Here is a 19,747-nt window from a genome sequence, read left to right on the forward strand (position 1 = left end):
GTTACGGCTTTTGTTGATACAAGCCTAACCGGATAAATAACTGCTCCACTTCAGTACGAGCCCAGGGAGTTTTACGTAAAAAATTCAAACTGGATTTTAAACTGGGGTTTTCGCTGAAACATTTCAGCTTGATGTGACGGGCCAAACCCGGATAACCGCCATAATGCGCCAGTAACAAATTTAAGATTTGCTCCAGGGTAAAACCATGTAACGGATTTTTTGGCTGCGTAGTTTTTGTTGCGCTAGCTGCTGTGGTCGCGGTTTCTGCAGCTGCAGTTGCAGTTGCAGTTGCAGCGGCTTGCGTCTGTGCGGAATTGTTAGTTGTTGTAGTCATCATTTTGGTTTATCCGCCACTGGTGCCTGGTTGGGCTGCGCAGTATTCACTGCTGTTGATGCTGCAGGGGGTTGTGAAGGGATAGCCGCTGACTGACCGACGGGTGGGAATAACGCACGCCATTGACCCTGCAGCCATTCATCCTCTGTGCCTATAGCCAGGCTGGAACCGGGCAACAACGGGCTTGGTGCTGCCAGACCTTCCACTTTAAAACCATCGACCTGCCAATAAATTTTGCTGCTGCCAATCAGCTTCACCGGGTTGGCCGCTTGTGGGTCAATCAGTGCCACCTGGTAGATAAAAGAGCTAAAAGGCCCGCCATTACCGACTTCCCTTACTGCACTGGCCCACAGTACATTGGACTCCAGATATAAATCGGCGATGTCCCTCTGTTGTGGCTCGGCCTTTTCCGGTTGTGGCGCCTGCACCGCAATACGGCCTGGTTGCCAGTGAATGGCGCCTGCCGCCAAATCAAATTCACCCCAGACTAAACTGCCGGCCTTGCCTTTTCCACCGCGCTCACCCAGCAATAACAAATAACGGTTTGGCGCTTTGCTGACACAAACCAGACCTTCAAAGTTATCACCAGCCTGATCAGCATTATTGTCCTGCTCTATCGGCAAGGGGAAAGAAGCCAGCACACTGGCATACCCCTGATATAAACGGATATGAAACAACCGGCCAAACTCACCGTGCCAGCTGCCACTTTCACCTATTAAAAATTCATTGGGTCGGCCGGGCAGGGCACAGGCAGATTCCAAATCGCTGGCTGGCTGGTTATTGGGCCAGCCGGTGACAAAAACCGACTGATATGATGGCTGGCCTGTGGCGGATAATTGCAGCACACCCAGCCGGTCGCCGCTTTGGTCAATTTTTTTATCCTGCACCAATAAATAACGGTCGGCATCAATTTGTGCCATGGCGCTGATGCCTGGTACTGCGGTTTGTTGTTTTGGCCTGGCCAGCGTAAACCAACGTGGGTCTACCTCCAGCTGGAACAACAAAGGTGACATATTCTGGAAATAAGCGGCATTCACATCACACTGAATATTGTCCGGATAATGCTGTTTCCAGGGGTCGTTCACCAGATACACCCGGCCGTCTTTGACGGCAACACCCTCAAGCGCCGTTTGCACCATTTTTTCATACACAGGGCAAAGGCCTGAGTGATCGGTGGCAACATAAAAACTCAGTGGCTGCACATAAGGCATGACTCTGTTGGTTAAATCAAAGATCCACAGTTGATCATCATTACGCGCCACTGCCACCAGATAACCCGGATGGCCGGGTACCGGACTTGGTAAAAAGTCGATGCCATTAATAGGATGGCCTTTGTTGTCCAGCGGGGGCAGTGTCAGATTGGCGTCAATCACTTTGACAAAATTATCTTTGGCCCAAAAATCCGCGGTTAACCGGGTTTTAAAGATGGCAGGTTTAGTGGTGCTGTTTTTTTCCAATGCCAGATATAAATTCTGATGATCATCGACCGCCAGGCCTTCAATACCGTCATTGGGTAAATTGCCGACCTGCGCTTCCTGTGGAAATTGCACCGGTCGGACAGCGGTGACTTCCGCCTTGGTGAAATCGTCATTCAGGCTGATTTTCAGCAACAAAGTAGGGTAAGAAGTAGAATTGGTCTGGGCATATTTACGACTGCAGGCCGGGCTTAATTGCGCGCGGCTGGCATCTTCAGTCACAGTGATCAGGGTTTTGTCGTCAATTCTGTCCCAGGTTAGCGCTTCTAGGTCAGGTGAATTCACCAGATAATCGCCAAAACAGCTGCTGCGCACTTGATCTGAGATAGTGATAGGTACAGGCTCGTGATTAAAAGCGGCAGTTTTGGGATTGATGCGGAACAACTTCATCCGGTAAGCCGGATTGGCACTTTGATCACCTAAGCTAATCAGTTCGTCATGGCGCCAGGTCAGGCCGGATGTTTGTGGATCTGTTAATGCTTGCTGCTGCATATCGCGGATCCATTGTCCGGTTAATGCTTGTTCTGCAACGGCAGCCACAGGAGCCAGCATAGAAGATGCCAGCAACCAACAACAAATATTCAGTTTCATCTTGTTTTCGCAAGCCTTAGCTACTTCGACGTAGATTATGATGATGTCGGAACCTAAGGCGCTAATCTACCAGAAAAAGCGTAAACGGCATACCCGCGGCGCGCAATAGTCAAAGTGATAACATCAATTGCCGATTCAGGTTTTTCGGCTTGTCGCTCGGGCCTGATGCTGTTTTTGTTGTTGAAGTTTGAGTGCGTGACAACGGCAGATTACCAAAATCCAGCGACAAAAAAGCCCGCAGTAAGCGGGCTTTGCGTTGTTAAGCAGGCAGATTAATACCCTTGTTCATGCACATCACGCACAGCACGGCCTGAAGGATCGGTCATTTCGGCCATTTTGGCATCCCAGGCCAGGGCTTCAGGGGTAGAGCAGGCCACGGATTTACCGCCAGGCACACAGGATATAGCGCCGCTGTGTGGGAAATGCTCTTCAAAAATAGTGCGGTACAAATAACCTTCTTTACTGTCCGGTGTATTGACCGGGAAGCGGAAGTTGGCTGTGGCCATTTGTTGATCTGTCACTTCTTTTTCGGCAAAGGCTTTTAAGCTGTCAATCCAGCTGTAACCTACACCGTCGGAGAACTGCTCTTTTTGCCGCCATAAAATTTCGTGGGGCAATAAACCATCAAAGGCCTGACGCAGAATGTGTTTTTCCATTTTGCCTTTGCCACACATTTTGGCTTCCGGATTCAGGCGCATAGCCACATCCATAAAGTGTTTGTCCAAAAATGGTACCCGGGCTTCAATACCCCAGGCCGACATGGCTTTGTTGGCTCTGTTGCAGTCAAACATGTGCAGCCGGTCGAGTTTACGTAAGGTTTCTTCGTGGAACTCTTTGGCATTAGGCGCTTTATGGAAATATAAATAACCACCAAAGAGCTCATCTGAACCTTCACCCGACAGCACCATTTTAATACCCATAGCTTTAATTTTACGGGCCATTAAGTACATGGGGGTTGAGGCGCGGATGGTGGTCACATCATAAGTTTCCAGGAAATACACCACGTCACGCAAAGCATCGATGCCTTCCTGCACGGTAAAATGTACTTCATGGTGCACTGTGCCAATAGCGTCGGCCACAGTGCGGGCTGCTTTTAAGTCCGGTGAACCGGCAAGACCCACAGCAAAAGAGTGCAGGCGTGGCCACCAGGCTTCAGATTTGCCGTCATCTTCTACGCGATTACGCGCAAACTGCTGCGTAATAGCCGAAATCAACGAAGAGTCCAGACCGCCGGATAACAACACACCATAAGGGACGTCTGACATTAAATGGCTTTTGACCGACTGCTCTAAAGCGGCACGTAATTCAGCCAAATCAGCCGGGTTGTTTTTCACAGCGTCATAACTTTGCCAGTCGCGGGCGTAATATTTTTCTAACTTGCCAATTTTGCTGTCGAAATAATGCCCTGGCGGGAATTCCTGCATTTGTTTACACACAGGCACCAAAGCTTTTAATTCTGATGCGACATACAACTGACCATGTTCGTCATAACCGTAATACAGCGGGATAATACCGATATGGTCACGGGCAATTAAATAACGTTGCTGCTCAGCGTCGTACAGAATAAAGGCAAACATGCCCTGCAGCTGGTCGATAAAACCGGCACCGTGCTCCAGGTATAAAGGCAAAATCACTTCACAGTCAGATTTGGTCTGAAACTCGTAGTCGACCGTTAAATTTTTCTCTAAGTTTTTGTGATTATAAATCTCACCATTCACTGCCAGAATGTGATTTCGATGCGGATTAATCAGAGGTTGCGCGCCATTTTCAGTATCTACAATGGCCAGACGCTCGTGTACGAGGATGGCATTATTGTCATTCCATACTCCAGACCAGTCCGGACCACGATGACGTAACAACTTAGATAACTGTAGCGCCTGCTGACGCAAGGCTTTAACATCAGTCTTGATGTCAAGCACCCCGAATATCGAACACATGATAAAAACTCCGTTAGATTTAATCCGAAAAATTACATTTCATTTGGCAGTATGTACGTCAAGACGTACTCACCTGACTGTGCCAGCTACCAGAAAAATTGCAAGCGCTTTTTGTCAAATTTTCCAGGTAACAGCTGCCGGAAGTTTTCAGGCTTTCACTCAAAAGCAGGTGGTTAATTATATGACAAAGCGGCCTGGAGCCTGCTGATGAGTGGAGATATCAGCACAACAAACCCAAGAGCTAAGGCTTTGCCGCTGGATAAAACCCAGAGATTTTCCCCGCCACTTTGCTGGGACAGTCTGTTATGGCTGCAGAACCCGATTTTTGCCGATTTAACGCAGCTTTTTCAATTGCAAAACCTGACGGACTTTCCGTCACCTGAAATGCTCACTGAGCTATTGCCTGACGCTGCTGCTGTGACTTTTGTTGATACAGTGCTTTTGGAGCAGGCCGGTTGTTATTACGAAGAATTTATTTTTAAACGCCGGCAGGTCCCGACCCGGCTTCACAACTGGCATGATTTTTTTGGTGCTTTGATCTGGTGTTTATTCCCTAAGACCAAAACCCTGTTAAATCAGCTGCATATGGCAGAAATTAGCGAGTATGGTCTAAAAGAGCGCAGCAAGCTTCGCAATAAACTGACGTTATTTGATGAGTGTGGTGTGCTGGTGTTGTATCACAAAAGCGCCGAAGATGTGATAGCGGCTTTGCGCCAGCATCAATGGCAGTATGCTTTTGTTGAGCAACGTGCATTATGGCAGAGCAACACATTTAGCCCGTTGCCGGCGACGACAACCCAAGCTGCGCTCTCGGCGATGATATTTGGCCATGCCAATTATGAAATGGCGACCCGGCCTTTTATTGGTTTAACCGGAAAAATGCTGGCCATTGAAGTCAGTGAAAATTATTTTCAATGGTCGTTGCGCCAACGTATTGATTTCATAGATACTGCACTAGAGCAACAAATTGCTAACAACGATATTTTACAACAACATCATCAGCTGACACCGCTGCCGCTGCTCGGTATTCCACACTGGTATGCGGCCAATCAGGCACCTGAGTTTTATCAGGATGTCAGTTATTTTCGGCCCAAAAGAACGATAACAACATAATCCAAGTCATGTTCAGGGAATGCAAATGATACAAATTAATCAGCTAGCCAAGGCCTTTGCGATTAGCAAAAACAATAAGTTGTCGGATAGTGAAAAAAATGATGTGCGGTATGGGGGAGACAGGTTTCATTCGGTGCGGGATGTCAGTTTTTCCTGTGCCGCTGGTGAAGTTCTGGCGCTGCTCGGGCCAAATGGTGCCGGTAAAACCACCACTTTGCGTTTGTTATCAACCGCATTACAGCCAGACAGCGGTTCAGTGCTGATTGAAGGTCAGGACGTGATTAAAAAGCCGGTTCAGGCGCGCAAACGTATTGGCTTTTTATCCAGTAGCACTGGCTTGTATGGCCGGTTAACGGCGCGGGAAAACGTGGCTTATTTTGGTCGTTTACACGGTATGAGCGAAAACGAGCTGAACCATCGCATTGATGAGCTGTTTACACTTCTACAAATGCACGAGTTTGCCAACAGAAGGGCCGACAATATGTCGACCGGTATGAAACAAAAAACCGCCATCGCCCGTGCTGTCGTGCATTCCCCTAAAGTGGTGGTGCTGGATGAACCTACCACTGGCCTGGATATTATGACGGTGCAGACGGTACTGGATTTTATCCGTTCGTTAAAACAACAGGGTACCCCAGTCATATTTTCTACCCACCATCTAGATGAAGTGGCGGCGCTTTGTGACAAAGTTGTCGTCATTAACGCCGGTATCAGTGCCTTTAACGGCAGTCTGGAAGAATTCCGGCTGCTGGCACCTGACGGTGATTTACGGGATGCTTTTTTGCAGGTGATTAACAAGGAGGTCGCGTAAATGTGGCAGGTGTATCAAAAAGAATTATTAGAGCTGATGCGTGATAAAAAAACACTGATGTTTGTGGTGTTATTGCCGCTGCTGATTTTCCCTTTGCTGTTTGGTTTGATGGGGCTGGTGATGAGCAACGTCAGCCGTCAGGCTGAAGCTGAAGAGCACAGATATGTGATTATCAACGCTGAGCGGGCGCCAGCTTTTGCGGACGCGTTGTTTTACCATAAAAACTTTAAAAAAGTAGAAACCGATCTTACAGCAGCTGAAGATTTAAAACAGGCCATCCGCGACGACAAGTTTGATGTCGCCATTGTGATCCCTGCTGATTTTGATGTCAGTGCAGAGAATTTAAATCAAAGCAAATGGCAGCTTATTCACAATAGTTCGTCACAGTTGGATATGATTTCTAAACACTTTAATGATTTGCTGAAAACCTTCAGTAAAAAGCTGCAGCAGGACAAACTGGCGGGTTTAGGGGTGAGCTCTGATAAAGTGGCAGCTGTGCTGGAGCCTGTCACTGTAGAGCGAATTAATACCGCCGAGAGCCGGGAAAACATCGGTGAAAAGATCGGTGGTTTTATCGCATATTTACTGGTGCCGCTGGTGCTGGCAGGCGCGTCTTATCCAGCCATGGATATTGGTGCCGGTGAAAAAGAGCGGGGCACTTTAGAAACTTTGTTAATTTGCCCGATCAGCCGCAGCGCTATAGTGCTGGGTAAGTTTTTCACAGTCTTGACCACTGGATTAGTGTCGGCGGCGCTCACCGTCATTAGTTTTGGCGGCTGGGGTTATCTGATAGGCTCTATGGCCGGTGTGGATGTGGTTGCCAAAACCATGGAAACCTTAGGTTTTATTGATTTAACATTGATTCTGGCGCTGTTATTGCCGTTATCGGCCATTTTTGCTGCGTTATTACTCAGCCTGTCAATTTATGCCCGCAGTTATAAAGAAGCGCAAAACTACATAGGCCCTGTCACTATGGTGGTGTTTATGCCGCTGGTGGTGGCAATTTTGCCCGGTGTGGAGCTGAACTGGAAAACTGCCATGGTACCTGTACTGAATGTTGCTTTATCTATTAAAGAGCTGGTCAAAGGCACCATTGATTATTTGTTGTTAGCTGCTGTGCTGGGGTCAACCTTGTTGATAGCAGCGGCCGCTATCGCTTTTTGTGTGTCCTGGTTCCAAAAAGAGAAAGTGCTGTTTCGTTAAGCACCTCGTTACAGTACTGATGTACCGATAAAAGCATGGCCAAAACTTGCGGGTTTTGGCCTTCTTTTTATCTGAGGGCGTCCTTTTGCTGCGCACTTTGTTTGCCGGTATTGTGTTTCGGTTTGGTGCGGCGCAGAGCAAGCAACACAATACTATTGCCACTGAATTACAAGGAGCTTGTGATGTTTAAAGCTGTGGTGAATCCATACGGTGGTTGTTCCATCGGGCCTGAGCAGTTGTTGCTGGCAGGCGAGCCTTTGCCGCTTGCAGTATTTCGCAGCAGGCTGGCCGACAGTATTGGCAACTGGCAGTCGCAATATCAGTTGATTTGGCTTGAGCTAAACGCCGCTTGCGCCACTTTGATTGCCGAAGCTTTAGCCCAAGGGTTTTCTTACCATCACTGTCAGGGGGACAGCCTGATGCTGGTGAAAAAACTCAAAAACGACAGTTATCTACCTTTGGCGGCCACTCACAGTATTGGTGTTGGTGCGCTGGTTTGGTCGCCATCAGGTCAGGTACTGATGGTCAAAGAACTTCCTTTGGCCGGGCAAAAACCAGGTTATTTTAAGCTTCCTGGTGGCATGGTGGAGCCAAAAGAGCATCTGGCTCGTGCTGTAGTGCGTGAAGTGCTGGAAGAAACCGGTGTTGTCGCCAGCTTTCATTCTGTGCTTGGCATGCGCCATCACCATCAGGGGCAGTTTGGGGCATCCAACCTTTATATTGTTTGTCAGTTATTTGCCACAACCACAGCATTAACTCCGGCCGCCAATGAAATCGCTGAAGTGCGCTGGTTTGATGTTGAAACTTATTTAAAGGATGAAAACGCCAGTTTATACAATAAGTTAATTCTAAAATCTGCCGTTTGTCAGCCGCAATTAGTGGCTCATCAGGTCCAGGGTTATATGAAGTCTGCTGCTGACTATGAGATTTTTTTGCCCGCATTAGCGGGTGATGAAGTTCCAAAAATAGATCTGTCGTAAAAACATTCACTTAAAACATTTGCGGTGAATGGTGCTTGTAAATTAACTAAAATTACCAGAGGCTACTGTTTGAATTTTCACCAACCAGCCAACAGAGCGGGGACTTATGATGACTTCAGATTTTGTAAAACAAGTTCACCTGGAAACTGCACGTCGTTATCAGCAACAAGGTTATGGCATTGACGCATTAGTCGAACATTTTCAAAAAGTTGCGCTGGATGAAAACGATATTGCAGAGTTGTTAAGTCAGATGCAGTCCACAGCTGCTGACAATCACCGGCAAGACTAAGGCTGAGGGCTGCTCCATTGTGTTTGGCCCTGAGCAAAAAAACACCGCACAAGGCGGTGTTTTTTATGCAGCAGCTGGTGCTTTAGTTTACACGGCTGGCCCATAAATCGTATTCGTCAGCTTCTTCCACCACGGCTTTAATCACATCACCGGGTTTCACATCCATCAGACCATTGAGGTACACAGCACCGTCAATTTCCGGTGCGTCGGCAAAACTGCGGCCAATGGCGCCTTCATCGTCCACTTCATCAATCAGCACATCAATCACACGGCCCACTTTGCCTTGTAATCGTGCAGCACTGATTTTTTGCTGAGTGGCCATAAAACGGTGATACCGTTCTTCTTTGATGTCTTCCGGCACCGGATCCGGTAATTCATTGGCTTTGGCACCTTCAACCGGGCTGTATTTAAAACAGCCAACACGGTCCAGCTGCGCTTCTTCCAGGAAGTTTAATAATTCCTGAAATTCTTCTTCGGTTTCACCCGGGAAACCCACAATAAAAGTAGAGCGGATGGTTAAATCCGGGCAAATAGAGCGCCATTTTTTAATACGCTCTAAGGTGCGCTCGGCCTGACCTGGTCGTTTCATTAATTTCAGAATGCGCGGGCTGGCATGCTGGAAAGGAATATCCAGATATGGCAATAACTTACCTTCGGCCATTAATGGGATCACATCATCCACATGTGGGTAAGGGTAGACATAGTGTAAACGTACCCAGATGCCAAGTTCTGCCAGCGCTTCACACAAAGCCTGCATTGAGGTTTTGACCGGCTGGCCATTCCAGAAGCCGGTACGGTGTTTAACATCAACACCATAAGCGCTGGTGTCTTGTGAAATCACCAAGAGTTCTTTCACGCCGGCTTTTTGTAAACGGGCCGCTTCGTCCAGCACTTCGCCAATAGGGCGGCTGACTAAATCACCACGCATCGACGGAATAATGCAGAAGGTACAACGGTGGTTACAACCTTCCGAAATTTTTAAATAAGCGTAGTGTTTTGGCGTTAATTTCACGCCTGTATCCGGCACCAGTTGCAAAAACGGGTCATATTTTGGTTTTGGTACAAATTGATGCACCTGATCCAGCACGTTTTCATAAGCGTGCGGGCCAGTGATACCCAGTACATTGGGGTGCACCTGGCGGATTTCATCTTCGCGGGCGCCGAGGCAGCCGGTGACAATGACTTTGCCGTTTTCAGCCAAAGCTTCGCCGATAGTGTCTAGGGATTCCTGTACCGCACTGTCGATAAAACCACAGGTGTTGACAATCACCAGCTCGGCGTCGTCGTAAGATGGCACTATGTTATAACCCTCAACTTTCAGTTGTGTCAGGATCCGCTCGGAATCGACCAGATTTTTCGGACAGCCAAGGCTAACAAAGCCAACTTTAGGTTGTGACATAACAAAACTACCTTCGGGAAAATGGGCGCGTATTTTAAACCAAAGCCTTGTGCGCCACCAGCGCTTTATCAACTGCACGCTGAAAACAACCTGATACAACAGTTGAGCTGCTTCAGTACCTGGTTGTCACAGATCTGTCATTTGAAAAACTTTACGGTTACTGTCAGCAAAATATGCGGCATGTAATAAGTTTGTAATTATTATTCTTCTGAATTGTAGGTTGCTTGTAGGGTTGTTAACCAGGGGTTTTTTAGGGTTGAATTCTTATGGCATTGAATTATAACGGATATATTTTCTATTTTTTGCTTTGTGCACCCAGTTTAGGTATTTACAAATTAAAACAGGTTTTGTCAGATTTTTTTACGCAAAACTCTTGTGCAACGTCTGACGCTGGCTGGCGGCTAGAGAAATATTGAATCTCTGGTAAATAAAATGTTGGCAGGTATATTGCTTTTGGTAACCGCCTCGCAACAAAGGTAACTGTGTTGTTCCCCGGGCAATGATCAAACTGTATTCGCTTATAACTCAAAATAATCCAGGTTAACTATGAACAAAAATAACTCATACATAACAGGCGCATTGGACAGCTCCAGGTCCGCCAAGCCGTCGCTGAAAAAATTAGCCCTGTCTTTATGCGGCGCCGCCATGTTGTGTGCCGGTCAGGCGCAGGCTGGTGTCATGAATGTCGATTTTGAAGAGCTGCAGTGGTTATACGGCAGTTCTTATGGGGACGCTCTGTATGAAGCCGGCGATTTACTGGTTTATAAAGACCTGTTGTTCTCTTTTAGCAGTCTGGATACAGGTTCTGTCGGGTCGATCGTGGATGGTTCTGATCCCTACAACTGTTATGGCATGAAATGTCCTGTGAACAATGGCAGCAGTTATTACGCTGGTGTCAATGATGGTTGGCTGACCATCAGCCAACGTGACCCGGCCAATTTGCACGGTATCCGCTTATTGGGTATGGATTTTGGTTTTGTCGAAACATTAGCCGGCCTTGGCAGTTATGCTGCCGGTAAAATGGTGTTAACCGCCAGTCGTTTTGATGGTTCCTTTGTGCAATTGATGAAAGATTTCCCGCTGCGTGATGCACAAGGTGAGCATCAATTTGCCCGCTGGGACGATATTGACACGCTGCTTGGGGGTGAACGTTTCAGCGCGATCAGCTTGAATGCCTGTTTATATGATTTGAATGGTGACTGTGTCCGTGAAGCAGCGAAAAAAGGCAGTTTTGCCATTGATAACTTGAGTGTTGATGTGCCTGAACCAGCTGGTATTGCGGTTTTTGGGTTTGCACTGGCGGGCTTGGTTTTAAGTCGTCGTCGTCAACAACAAGTATCATAACAGGGGCATTTTTATGAAATTATCACAAATTTCGCTGGCGATACTGACGCTGCTGGCAAGCAATGCTGCGCTTGCAGCACAGAGCAATGAAGTTCGTCGTCCTTATATAGTGCAGCTTTCCGCCGCGCCTGTGGCTTCATATACTGGTGGTATTGCTGGTTTAAAAGCGACAAAACCGGCAGCCGGACAACGTCTGAACCTGGAGCAAGCTCAGGTTCAAACCTATCAGTCTTATCTTGCCGAACAGCAGCAACAAGTGTTGGAACTGCTGCCAGATGTTCAGCCCTCGCATCAATACAGTCTGGTGTTTAACGGTTTTTCGGCGATGTTAACCGACGCCGAAGTGCGCTCATTAAAGAAAAACACTGCAGTTGCTGCTATCCGTGTTGATCAGCCGCACGAACCTACCACCAACTACACACCGGGATTTCTGAAACTGGATATCCCTGACGGTATTTGGGCAAAAGCCGGTGGTCAGGGCGCTGCCGGTGAAGATGTGATCATTGGTGTTATTGACAGTGGTGTATGGCCGGAAAACCCGGCTTTTGCTGACCGTGTTGATGAACATGGTGTGGCAACCTTTGCCAGTGAAGGCAGTGAAGTTTATGGCCCGGCACCAGCCAAATGGAAAGGAAGTTGTCAGGCTGGTGAAGGTTTTAGTCTGAGCAATTGTAATAACAAACTGATCGGTGCTCAGTATTTTGACGCCACTTACCGCAGTCTGGTAGCGCAGGGACTTTATTCGCCACACTGGAGTGACTATGTGTCGCCACGTGATAACGGCGGTCATGGAACCCACACTGCGTCTACTGCAGGGGGGAATGCAAAAGTTGACGCCAATGTTGCTGGTGTGGCTATGGGGCATGCGTCCGGTATAGCACCACGTGCGCGTATTGCCGCTTACAAAGTGTGCTGGAGTTATAAAGATCCGGCCAACCCACAGCTTCCCAAAAACTCCTGTTTTACCGGTGACAACGTCGCAGCTATCGAAAAAGCCGTAGCAGATGGTGTTGATGTGATTAACTATTCCATCAGCGGCAGCCAGACGACAGTGAATGACGCGGTGGAACTGGCGTTTTTAGGGGCCGCCAATGCCGGTGTATTTGTTGCGGCTTCTGCCGGCAACAGTGGCCCTGGCAACGCGGTGGCGCATTTAGGCCCATGGTTAACCACAGTGGGTGCATCGACTCATGACAGATTAAATGCGGCCAATGTAGTGCTGGATAATGGTGCCAGTTATCAGGGGGGCTCGTTAAATCAGGCCGCTTTACCGGCAACTCAGCTGATTACTGGTCGTGACGCGGCGCTGCCTGGTGCCAGTCTGTCGCAGGCCGCTTTGTGTTATGGCAGCAGCGATGGTGCGGTAGTGCTTGATCCGGCCAAAGTGGCCGGCAAAGTGGTGATCTGTGATCGCGGCACCACCAATCTGGTGAATAAAAGTCTGGCGGTGAGTCAGGCCGGTGGTGCGGGCACTATTATCGGTAACGTTGCGGGCGGTTCAACCACCATTTCGGCTTTTGCCCATGTGATCCCAACAGTGCATTTAAATCAGGCTGATGTTGCTGCGGTAAAAAATCATCTATTGGCAAATAACGCTGCTACAGCAGCAATGACCAGATTTGCCGCAGTAAAAGGGCCAACAGGCGCACCTATAATGGCAGGCTTTTCTTCACGCGGGCCAAACCGTGGTTATGCCAATATGCTCAAGCCGGATTTAACAGCGCCAGGTGTGGATATTCTGGCAGGTTATGTGCCGGCAACCACTGAAGCCGAGCGTAATGATATTGCCAATGGTGCAGCTGCAGTGCCGGCCTGGGATTTCCTGCAGGGCACATCGATGTCAAGTCCGCATGTTGCCGGTTTAGCCGCTTTATTAAAACAACAACATCCGGACTGGTCACCGGCGATGATCAAATCGGCGCTGATGACAACGGGCAGTATGACGTTAAACGACGGCTTAGCCGGAGCGCAAAATGGCACCTTGCCATGGGGACAGGGCGCAGGTCATGTGGTGCCGAATAAAGCAGTGGCACCTGGCCTGGTCTATGACATTAAGCCTGTGGATTATGTACGTTTCCTTTGTGGTATTAATGCGCCTTCAGTTAGTGCAAGCCTTTGCACCAGTGTTGGCCGAGTGGCTGATTACAATCTGAATCTGCCCTCTATCACTATCGCCAATAACCTGGGTTCAACCACAGTACAGCGTACTGTCACTCATGTTGGGGATTCGACCGCCACTTATACCGCAACTGCTGTGGTTCCGGGTTATCAGGTAACGGTGTCACCGTCCAGTCTGACGCTGGCGCCAAATCAGTCGGCGACTTTTAACGTCACTACAACCCGCACCTCAGCTGCTATTGGTAGCTGGGCCTTTGGTGGCCTGGTGTGGTCGGACGGCGTGAATGAAGTGAGAAGTCCGGTCTCGTTAAAATCTGTGTTATTTGGCTCTGTAGCCGAACTGACCAGCGAGCAGGCCACTGGCCGTCTGATGTTCCCCATAGGTACTGGTTTTGCCGGTGCGATGAGCTCAGCCGTAGGTGGTTTAAAAGCTGCAACAGTGACAGCGCTGACCATTGGCCAGGCAGCAACGGGTTCGATTGAAAGTTCCACTCAGTTATCGGCGGCCTGCCGTGCTAATGCCAAAGGCACTGTGATGCGTGATTTGGTCGTGCCGGCCAATACTGTGGTACTACGCGCTGCAACCTTTAATGTTGAAACCAGCGGACACAGCAGCCCGGCCGGGGATGATATAGATATGATCCTGTTAAATCCGGCAAATACTGTGGTGGCCACCAGTTTAAAAGCAGGCTCGGACGAACAGGTTCAGCTGTTAAATCCAGCAGCAGGCACGTACAAAGTCTGCCTGGGAGGCTATCAGCTGGCGAACAACAGTTCATCTGACTTTAACCTGTCAACATGGGCGGTCAGTACTGCCGATAAAGGCGGCAGCTTCCGTCTGAGTATGCCAGGCACAGCAGTGGTGGGTGGTACACCAACAGTGAATCTGAGTTGGTCCGGTTTGGCCCTGCGTAAACGTTATCTGGCCGGGATGCGTTTTATCAGCGGCGGAACCACACTCAGCACGTCGGTGTTAACGGTGAACACCAATGATCCACTGCCAATGGCTGAATTAGACAAAGCTGTACTGGTGGCGGAATAAGGTTGTCTGCATAAGCAAAGCTTATCTCACTGAACCCTTGTGTCACTGAGCTCCTGTGTCACTGAGCCCTTGTGTCACAGAGTTAGGGGGGAAGGCAGTTAACAAAACGGCGACATAGGTCGCCGTTTTTTTGTTTGTAAAAATCCCGGAACTAGTCATTGCGCCAGCGCGCTGTTATTTACGGCTGGCACGGATAAAGTACAGGGTTGCCACCAGCAACAATGCCGCTTGTAAACTGACACCTTGCCAGGTTGGATAAATCCCAAGCCAGCTAATGGCCGGGAAGCTTAAGGCTGCGGCAGACAACTGACCTGCTTCCTGTAACGCAGCTATGCCTTTGCCGGCCATCACAAAAGAGAGCAGTAACATCAGCAGGGCTGTGCTGCCAAAAAAGCTTTTCAGCGGTAACTTCACGGCAAACTTCATCACGGCAATAGCAAGAAGCGCCAGTGCCAACAGGCCGGTGGCGATACCTGCAATAAAGGCTGCCTGATGCACCTGGCCACCCTGTAACCATAATGATTGGTAAAACAGAATAGTTTCAAAGACTTCACGATAAACCGCCAGAAACACTACCAGCGCCAGAGTCCAGTGGGCACCCCCGCTCAGCGCACTTTGTACCTTGGTCTGAATAAACTGCTGCCATTCTGAGGCGCTGGTTTTGCTGTGCATCCAAAAGCCCATATAAAACAAAATAGCAGCGGCAATCAGCGCTGTGTAACCTTCAGTTAGCTCACGGGATGCACCGGATATTTCAATCACAAAACTCGACAGTACCCAGGTGACAGCGCCAAGCGCCAATGCGGACAACCAGCCGGCATGCACTGTACGTTTGAGCTCATGGCGGCCGGTTTTTACCGCCACAGCATAAATAGCAGCCACCACCAATAAAGCTTCCAGACCTTCACGCAGTAGAATCAATAGTGCCAATAACCAGACACTTTCCCCTGTTAAGTTTGCCGAAGAAACCAAAGTTTTGGCTTCATTCAGTTGCAGTATTACCGCATCTATGGCCGCTGCTGTGGCAGGCTGTTGTGGCTGGTTTTTCACCAGGGTGCGCACCTGCATCATATTTTTTTCAATCGCATCGCGTTTTGTTTTGTCGATGGCGTCAAGCTGAGCTTCTACCAGTTCAAAACCATCCAGATAAGCCGCCACCGTCAGGTCATAACTGCTCTGTGGATTGCTGGACAACAAAGATTTGGCCAGCGTCAGATTATTGCTGGCAACTAACCATGGATCTTGTTTGTCCGCCCGGAAAAACTGTTCCGGATGCTGGCGGAATAAGGCCATGAGTGCTGTGCCACTTTGTTGATACTGCGCTGTCAGCTCGGCAGGGGTTGTGGTCAGCAGGTACTGAATTTGGTCAGCCGCAATCAGTGCTTTAGGTGCAACTTCTGTTGGAACGTCTTTACTGGCCAAATGACCGACATAAAATGCTAAATCCCATCGGCTTTGTTCATCAAGGCCAGCAAAAGAAGTCATGCCGGTGTCGGCAACGCCAATGCTGATGGTGGTAAAAAGACCAAACAGGCTGCGCGCGTTGTGACGTTCAAGATCATAAAAGTTGGTAGGCGCAGGGTCCATCTGAGCGCCGGCAGCGCCATCACCTAAACCTGTTTCACCATGACAAGCCACACAGTTTTGGGCGTAAAGGCTGGCACCACGCTGCAAATCCGGTGCTGTTTTGGGCAGTGGCAATGTTGCTATTGATGACAGCACCGATTGTCGCATGCGGGCTGTCAGGCTTTTCACTTCGTTCAGATCTGCTTTTGCCAGGATCAACTGATTCAGCTTGTCGGCCTGTTGGCGTAATTGCGCATTATTGCTGTGCTTTACGTCTTCGGCGATTAACGCGGCAAATTCGGTCATTTCACCATATTCACCTTCGCTCACCACTTTACCATCCTGTACGGCGGCCGAATAATCGGCGCCAATATATTCAATCAGCTGAATTAATTTATCGGATGCAAAACAATAACTGCTAAACAAACTGAACAGAAGAAACATCACCACTTTTGCCATAGCACAACCCTTGTAAACTGCACCCACTGTTTGGGTGGGTAATAAGAATAATTCTTATTATGCCTCAGCTGTCTGAAAAATGGATCAACCATCACCAATATTTCTATGCTGTTGTGCCGCCGTGCTGCTGGTGTTTTGCAGATTTGGTGGTTTAAGCGCCAGCCTTGCTTTTGCCTGCTAACGACTGAATGATGTCATAAAGCCAATTTTGATGGCATGTTGTGCCGTAACAAAAGGTTTTGTTTCAGCCCCGATAAAGCGGTAATAGAAGCAAAAAAAGAGGGCGCAAAGCGCCCCCAAAAACACCAGGCAGAATAAAAGCTTAGAATTTCACAGTGTAACGTAACGTCCAGACCCGGCCTAACCAGTCATGTACAGAACTGGCGTAACCATTGGTTGGTGACGAGGCGTAAGGTGGTTCTTTATCGGTCAGGTTACGCACAGTCAGCTGCAACTTACTTGCATCAGTGACCTGGTAACCCAGGCTGGCACTTAATACCAGCCAGCTGTCGACTGTGTCATTATCAAACTTAAAGTCGCCGTCGCCGAGATCGCTGGTGTAATGGCCTGACAGGCTTGCGTTCCAGTCGTTCAGAGTCCAGTCCACTCCGGCATCAGCAACAAAATCCGGACGGGCAATTTCACTGGCGCCACTTAATTTGCCGAGTAAATCTTCCGGTGCATCGTCTTTGGTCAGCTGACGCTCATAACTTAAGGTGCGGGTTGCAGCAAAATAAGGTTTAAAATCACCGGCCGCAGTGCTCAGTTTGTAGTCCAGTTTCATATCAATACCGTCGGTGTCCTGGGCACCCACGTTAAAGAAACCGGTGCGTAAAAACACAAGATCATTGCCGGCATCCATCACACAACCAAAAGCATCACCCAGTGCAGCTTCTGAGCTGACTTTTGGCGCGGTACCGGCGATACAGGCTTTTAATGTAGTGTTGGCATCCACATCGACAATATCACTATGCTGATAACGCCAATAATCAACGGTCAGATTCAGCTCATCAGTCAGGTTCCAGGACAGCCCCAGGTTCATCGCTTCTGAGCTCTCTGCATCCAGGCCTTTATTGCCGATCGTTTCCTGATCATATTCCAGCTCTCCTGTTGGCACGCCAAATGCGCCACAAAGTGGGGTATAAGGCGAGCCTGCGCCACAGTCGATATAGTTTGAGCCTAATGAAGTACCGGCACCCAGCTGCGATAAAGACGGCGCTCTAAAACCGGTGGACCAGCTGGCGCGCAGGATCAGATCGTCAGTAGCTCTGTAACGCAATGACAGTTTTGGATTGACATCACCACCAAAATCGCTGTAGTGGTCGTAACGCAGGGCGGCAATAGCATCCAGCTGTTCGGTCAGCGGAACATTAAATTCACCATAAACAGCATATTGGCTCCGATCTGCTGCCGCATCACTGGCACCTAAGGTGGTCACGCCGCCGGTTTTGGCAAGCTCTGATGGACGGTCAAAAATGTCTTCACTGCGGACTTCACCACCAAACACTGCTTTAACTGCACCATTTGACAACTGGAACAGATCGCCTGTGATATTAAAATCCCACGACATCACTTCAGACTCACCCAGGCGTGGTGCTGCTTCACGTAAGCTGGCAATCACTGATGGGTCGGTGTCGCGGCCTAAGTTAAAGGGGTTAAAAGTGCCATTGAGTGCTGCTGCACGCATCCGCGCCACACTAAAATAACCAGTACTGTGGATCACTTCGTTTTCTGATTTGCCTAAAATAGCGGCTGTTTCCCAGTTCCAGTCTTGCAGCTCACCGCGCAGGCCCGCCAATAAACGATAGCTGGTGGTGTCATATTGTTGGGAGCGGGCTTCAGGAAAACGTGACCGGACCCGGATGTTATTCACGCTGCCGTTTTGTGCGTCGATGGTTTTTGCCCAGACCGGAATAGTCGGCAGTGCGCCCGACAGGGTGTAGTCAAACGAGCCGGCTGAGTCATAAGCGCCACCGCTGTTGTCCTGATACATCACTTCAGCAAAGAACTCTTTGTTATCGCCAAAACGGTAGTTGTGATTCAGGGTGGCGCCAATGTTTTTGCTGTCTGGCTGAATGGCACGTTCAATCACGTAATTGTATTTACAGCGCGTGCCACCGTTGCTGGTATTTTTGCCACACCAGGGTTCGGCGTAATCTTTGCCGTCAATAGTGACACGGGTTGACGATAAAAATGTCACATCGATAGGCCTGTCACTGTTCATCAGTTTTTCACGGTCAAAATAATCAATCACCAGCGTGGTGTTGCTGTTTTCGGTGGTAAAACCGCCGGCATAAGTCAGGTTAGTGCGGCCAAAATCACTACTTTTGGTGTCGTCGCCATACATAGCCGACAATTCATGACCTTCAAAATCTTTGCGCAGGATAAAGTTAATCACGCCGGCAATAGCGTCTGAACCGTACACTGAAGAAGCGCCGTCGGTCAGCACTTCCACCCGCTCAATGGCCGACATCGGAATCGCATTTACGTTTACAAAAGAGTCAAAACCGTTGGAGAAAGAATCCACCGCAACACGGCGGCCGTTGACTAACACCAGCGTAGAACTGGAGCCTAAACCACGCAGACTGACACCGGCAGCGCCTGGCGGTGTGCCGTCTGAACCTGCCACGTTACCGTTTTCGGTAAAGGTACCGGCGCTTGAGGCCTGAGGTAAGTCTTTTAAAAAGGCCGAGACGCTGTCATAACCTTTTTTAATTAAATCGTCTTTGCTAAATACCTGCAGGGGGTTAGCGCCTTCCATATCCACGCCTTTTAAGCGCGAGCCTGTCACTTCCAGTTTTTCAATGGCTTTGGTGTCGGCCTCTGCATCTGCGGTTGCCTGCTGTGCCAAAAGCTGAGGGCTGCCGAGCAGGGCAAGCAAAGTGGCACTGTATAACATGCTGTATTTAAACGAAGTTGGCTTCATTGTTGCGAATTTCATACACATTCCTCTGAACATTTATCGTTGCCTTAATGGCAATCTTGCGTCGGTAAAGAAACAAAAAATGCAGAGGGGGTGCCAGCATGTACCTGTCCTGAGTTGACACGCTCAGAACGGACAGGCACAACACGTAACCAACACAGGC

The 19,747-nt window shown here is 48.9% G+C and carries 13 protein-coding genes; 7 read left to right on the forward strand and 6 right to left on the reverse strand.

From position 1 onward, the window contains the following. Position 1: 1 nt before the first annotated feature. From V7P87_RS16750 to asnB, 3 genes are all read right to left on the reverse strand, one after another. Complete coding sequence (locus V7P87_RS16750; RefSeq protein WP_442967977.1) at positions 2-334, reverse strand: VF530 family DNA-binding protein; 333 nt, start codon at positions 332-334, stop codon at positions 2-4. Next, positions 334-2,400: a hypothetical protein gene (locus V7P87_RS14945; RefSeq protein ID WP_333798141.1), complete on the reverse strand. Its 2,067-nt coding sequence runs from the start codon at positions 2,398-2,400 to the stop codon at positions 334-336. Before V7P87_RS14945 ends, V7P87_RS16750 begins: the two co-directional genes overlap by 1 nt. A 272-nt stretch (positions 2,401-2,672) precedes the next feature. After that, on the reverse strand, positions 2,673-4,337 hold the full coding sequence (gene asnB / locus V7P87_RS14950; RefSeq protein WP_333798142.1) for an asparagine synthase B: 1,665 nt from the start codon (positions 4,335-4,337) through the stop codon (positions 2,673-2,675). A gap of 207 nt (positions 4,338-4,544) precedes the next feature. On the opposite strand from asnB, the gene V7P87_RS14955 reads away from it, so the two are divergent. The 5 genes from V7P87_RS14955 to V7P87_RS14975 all read left to right on the forward strand — a co-directional run bounded on the left by V7P87_RS14955 (position 4,545) and on the right by V7P87_RS14975 (position 8,733). Next, positions 4,545-5,450, forward strand: a complete 906-nt coding sequence (locus V7P87_RS14955) for a DUF3025 domain-containing protein (RefSeq protein WP_333798143.1) — start codon at positions 4,545-4,547, stop codon at positions 5,448-5,450. Between the two features lie 25 nt (positions 5,451-5,475). Continuing rightward, entirely contained in the window at positions 5,476-6,261 is a 786-nt protein-coding gene (locus tag V7P87_RS14960; RefSeq protein WP_333798144.1) for an ABC transporter ATP-binding protein, read from the forward strand. Further along, positions 6,262-7,464: an ABC transporter permease gene (locus tag V7P87_RS14965; RefSeq protein ID WP_333798145.1), complete on the forward strand. Its 1,203-nt coding sequence runs from the start codon at positions 6,262-6,264 to the stop codon at positions 7,462-7,464. A 182-nt stretch (positions 7,465-7,646) separates the two neighbouring features. Beyond that, positions 7,647-8,444, forward strand: a complete 798-nt coding sequence (locus V7P87_RS14970) for an NUDIX hydrolase (RefSeq protein ID WP_333798146.1) — start codon at positions 7,647-7,649, stop codon at positions 8,442-8,444. 109 nt (positions 8,445-8,553) lie between these two features. Beyond that, entirely contained in the window at positions 8,554-8,733 is a 180-nt protein-coding gene (locus V7P87_RS14975; RefSeq protein ID WP_333798147.1) for a hypothetical protein, read from the forward strand. Between the two features lie 82 nt (positions 8,734-8,815). Here the strand turns inward: V7P87_RS14975 and rimO are convergent, their stop codons facing one another. Next, positions 8,816-10,132 (reverse strand): 30S ribosomal protein S12 methylthiotransferase RimO, encoded by a 1,317-nt coding sequence (gene rimO / locus V7P87_RS14980; RefSeq protein WP_333798148.1) that lies wholly within the window; start codon positions 10,130-10,132, stop codon positions 8,816-8,818. Positions 10,133-10,678: 546 nt separating this feature from the next. Between rimO and V7P87_RS14985 the strand changes: the two genes are divergently transcribed. Together V7P87_RS14985 and V7P87_RS14990 are read left to right on the forward strand one after the other, a co-directional pair. Next, a complete protein-coding gene (locus V7P87_RS14985) occupies positions 10,679-11,476 on the forward strand; it encodes an NF038120 family PEP-CTERM protein (protein ID WP_333798149.1) in 798 nt (265 codons plus the stop codon). Between the two features lie 13 nt (positions 11,477-11,489). Further along, on the forward strand, positions 11,490-14,636 hold the full coding sequence (locus V7P87_RS14990; RefSeq protein WP_333798150.1) for a S8 family serine peptidase: 3,147 nt from the start codon (positions 11,490-11,492) through the stop codon (positions 14,634-14,636). Between the two features lie 174 nt (positions 14,637-14,810). Here V7P87_RS14990 and V7P87_RS14995 read toward each other — a convergent pair whose 3' ends face one another. Continuing rightward, entirely contained in the window at positions 14,811-16,661 is a 1,851-nt protein-coding gene (locus V7P87_RS14995; protein WP_333798151.1) for a cytochrome c/FTR1 family iron permease, read from the reverse strand. 322 nt (positions 16,662-16,983) lie between these two features. Beyond that, complete coding sequence (locus tag V7P87_RS15000; protein ID WP_333798152.1) at positions 16,984-19,602, reverse strand: TonB-dependent receptor plug domain-containing protein; 2,619 nt, start codon at positions 19,600-19,602, stop codon at positions 16,984-16,986. Between the last annotated feature and the right edge of the window lie 145 nt (positions 19,603-19,747).

This window comes from Rheinheimera sp. (genome assembly GCF_036782235.1).
GTDB lineage: Bacteria > Pseudomonadota > Gammaproteobacteria > Enterobacterales > Alteromonadaceae > Pararheinheimera.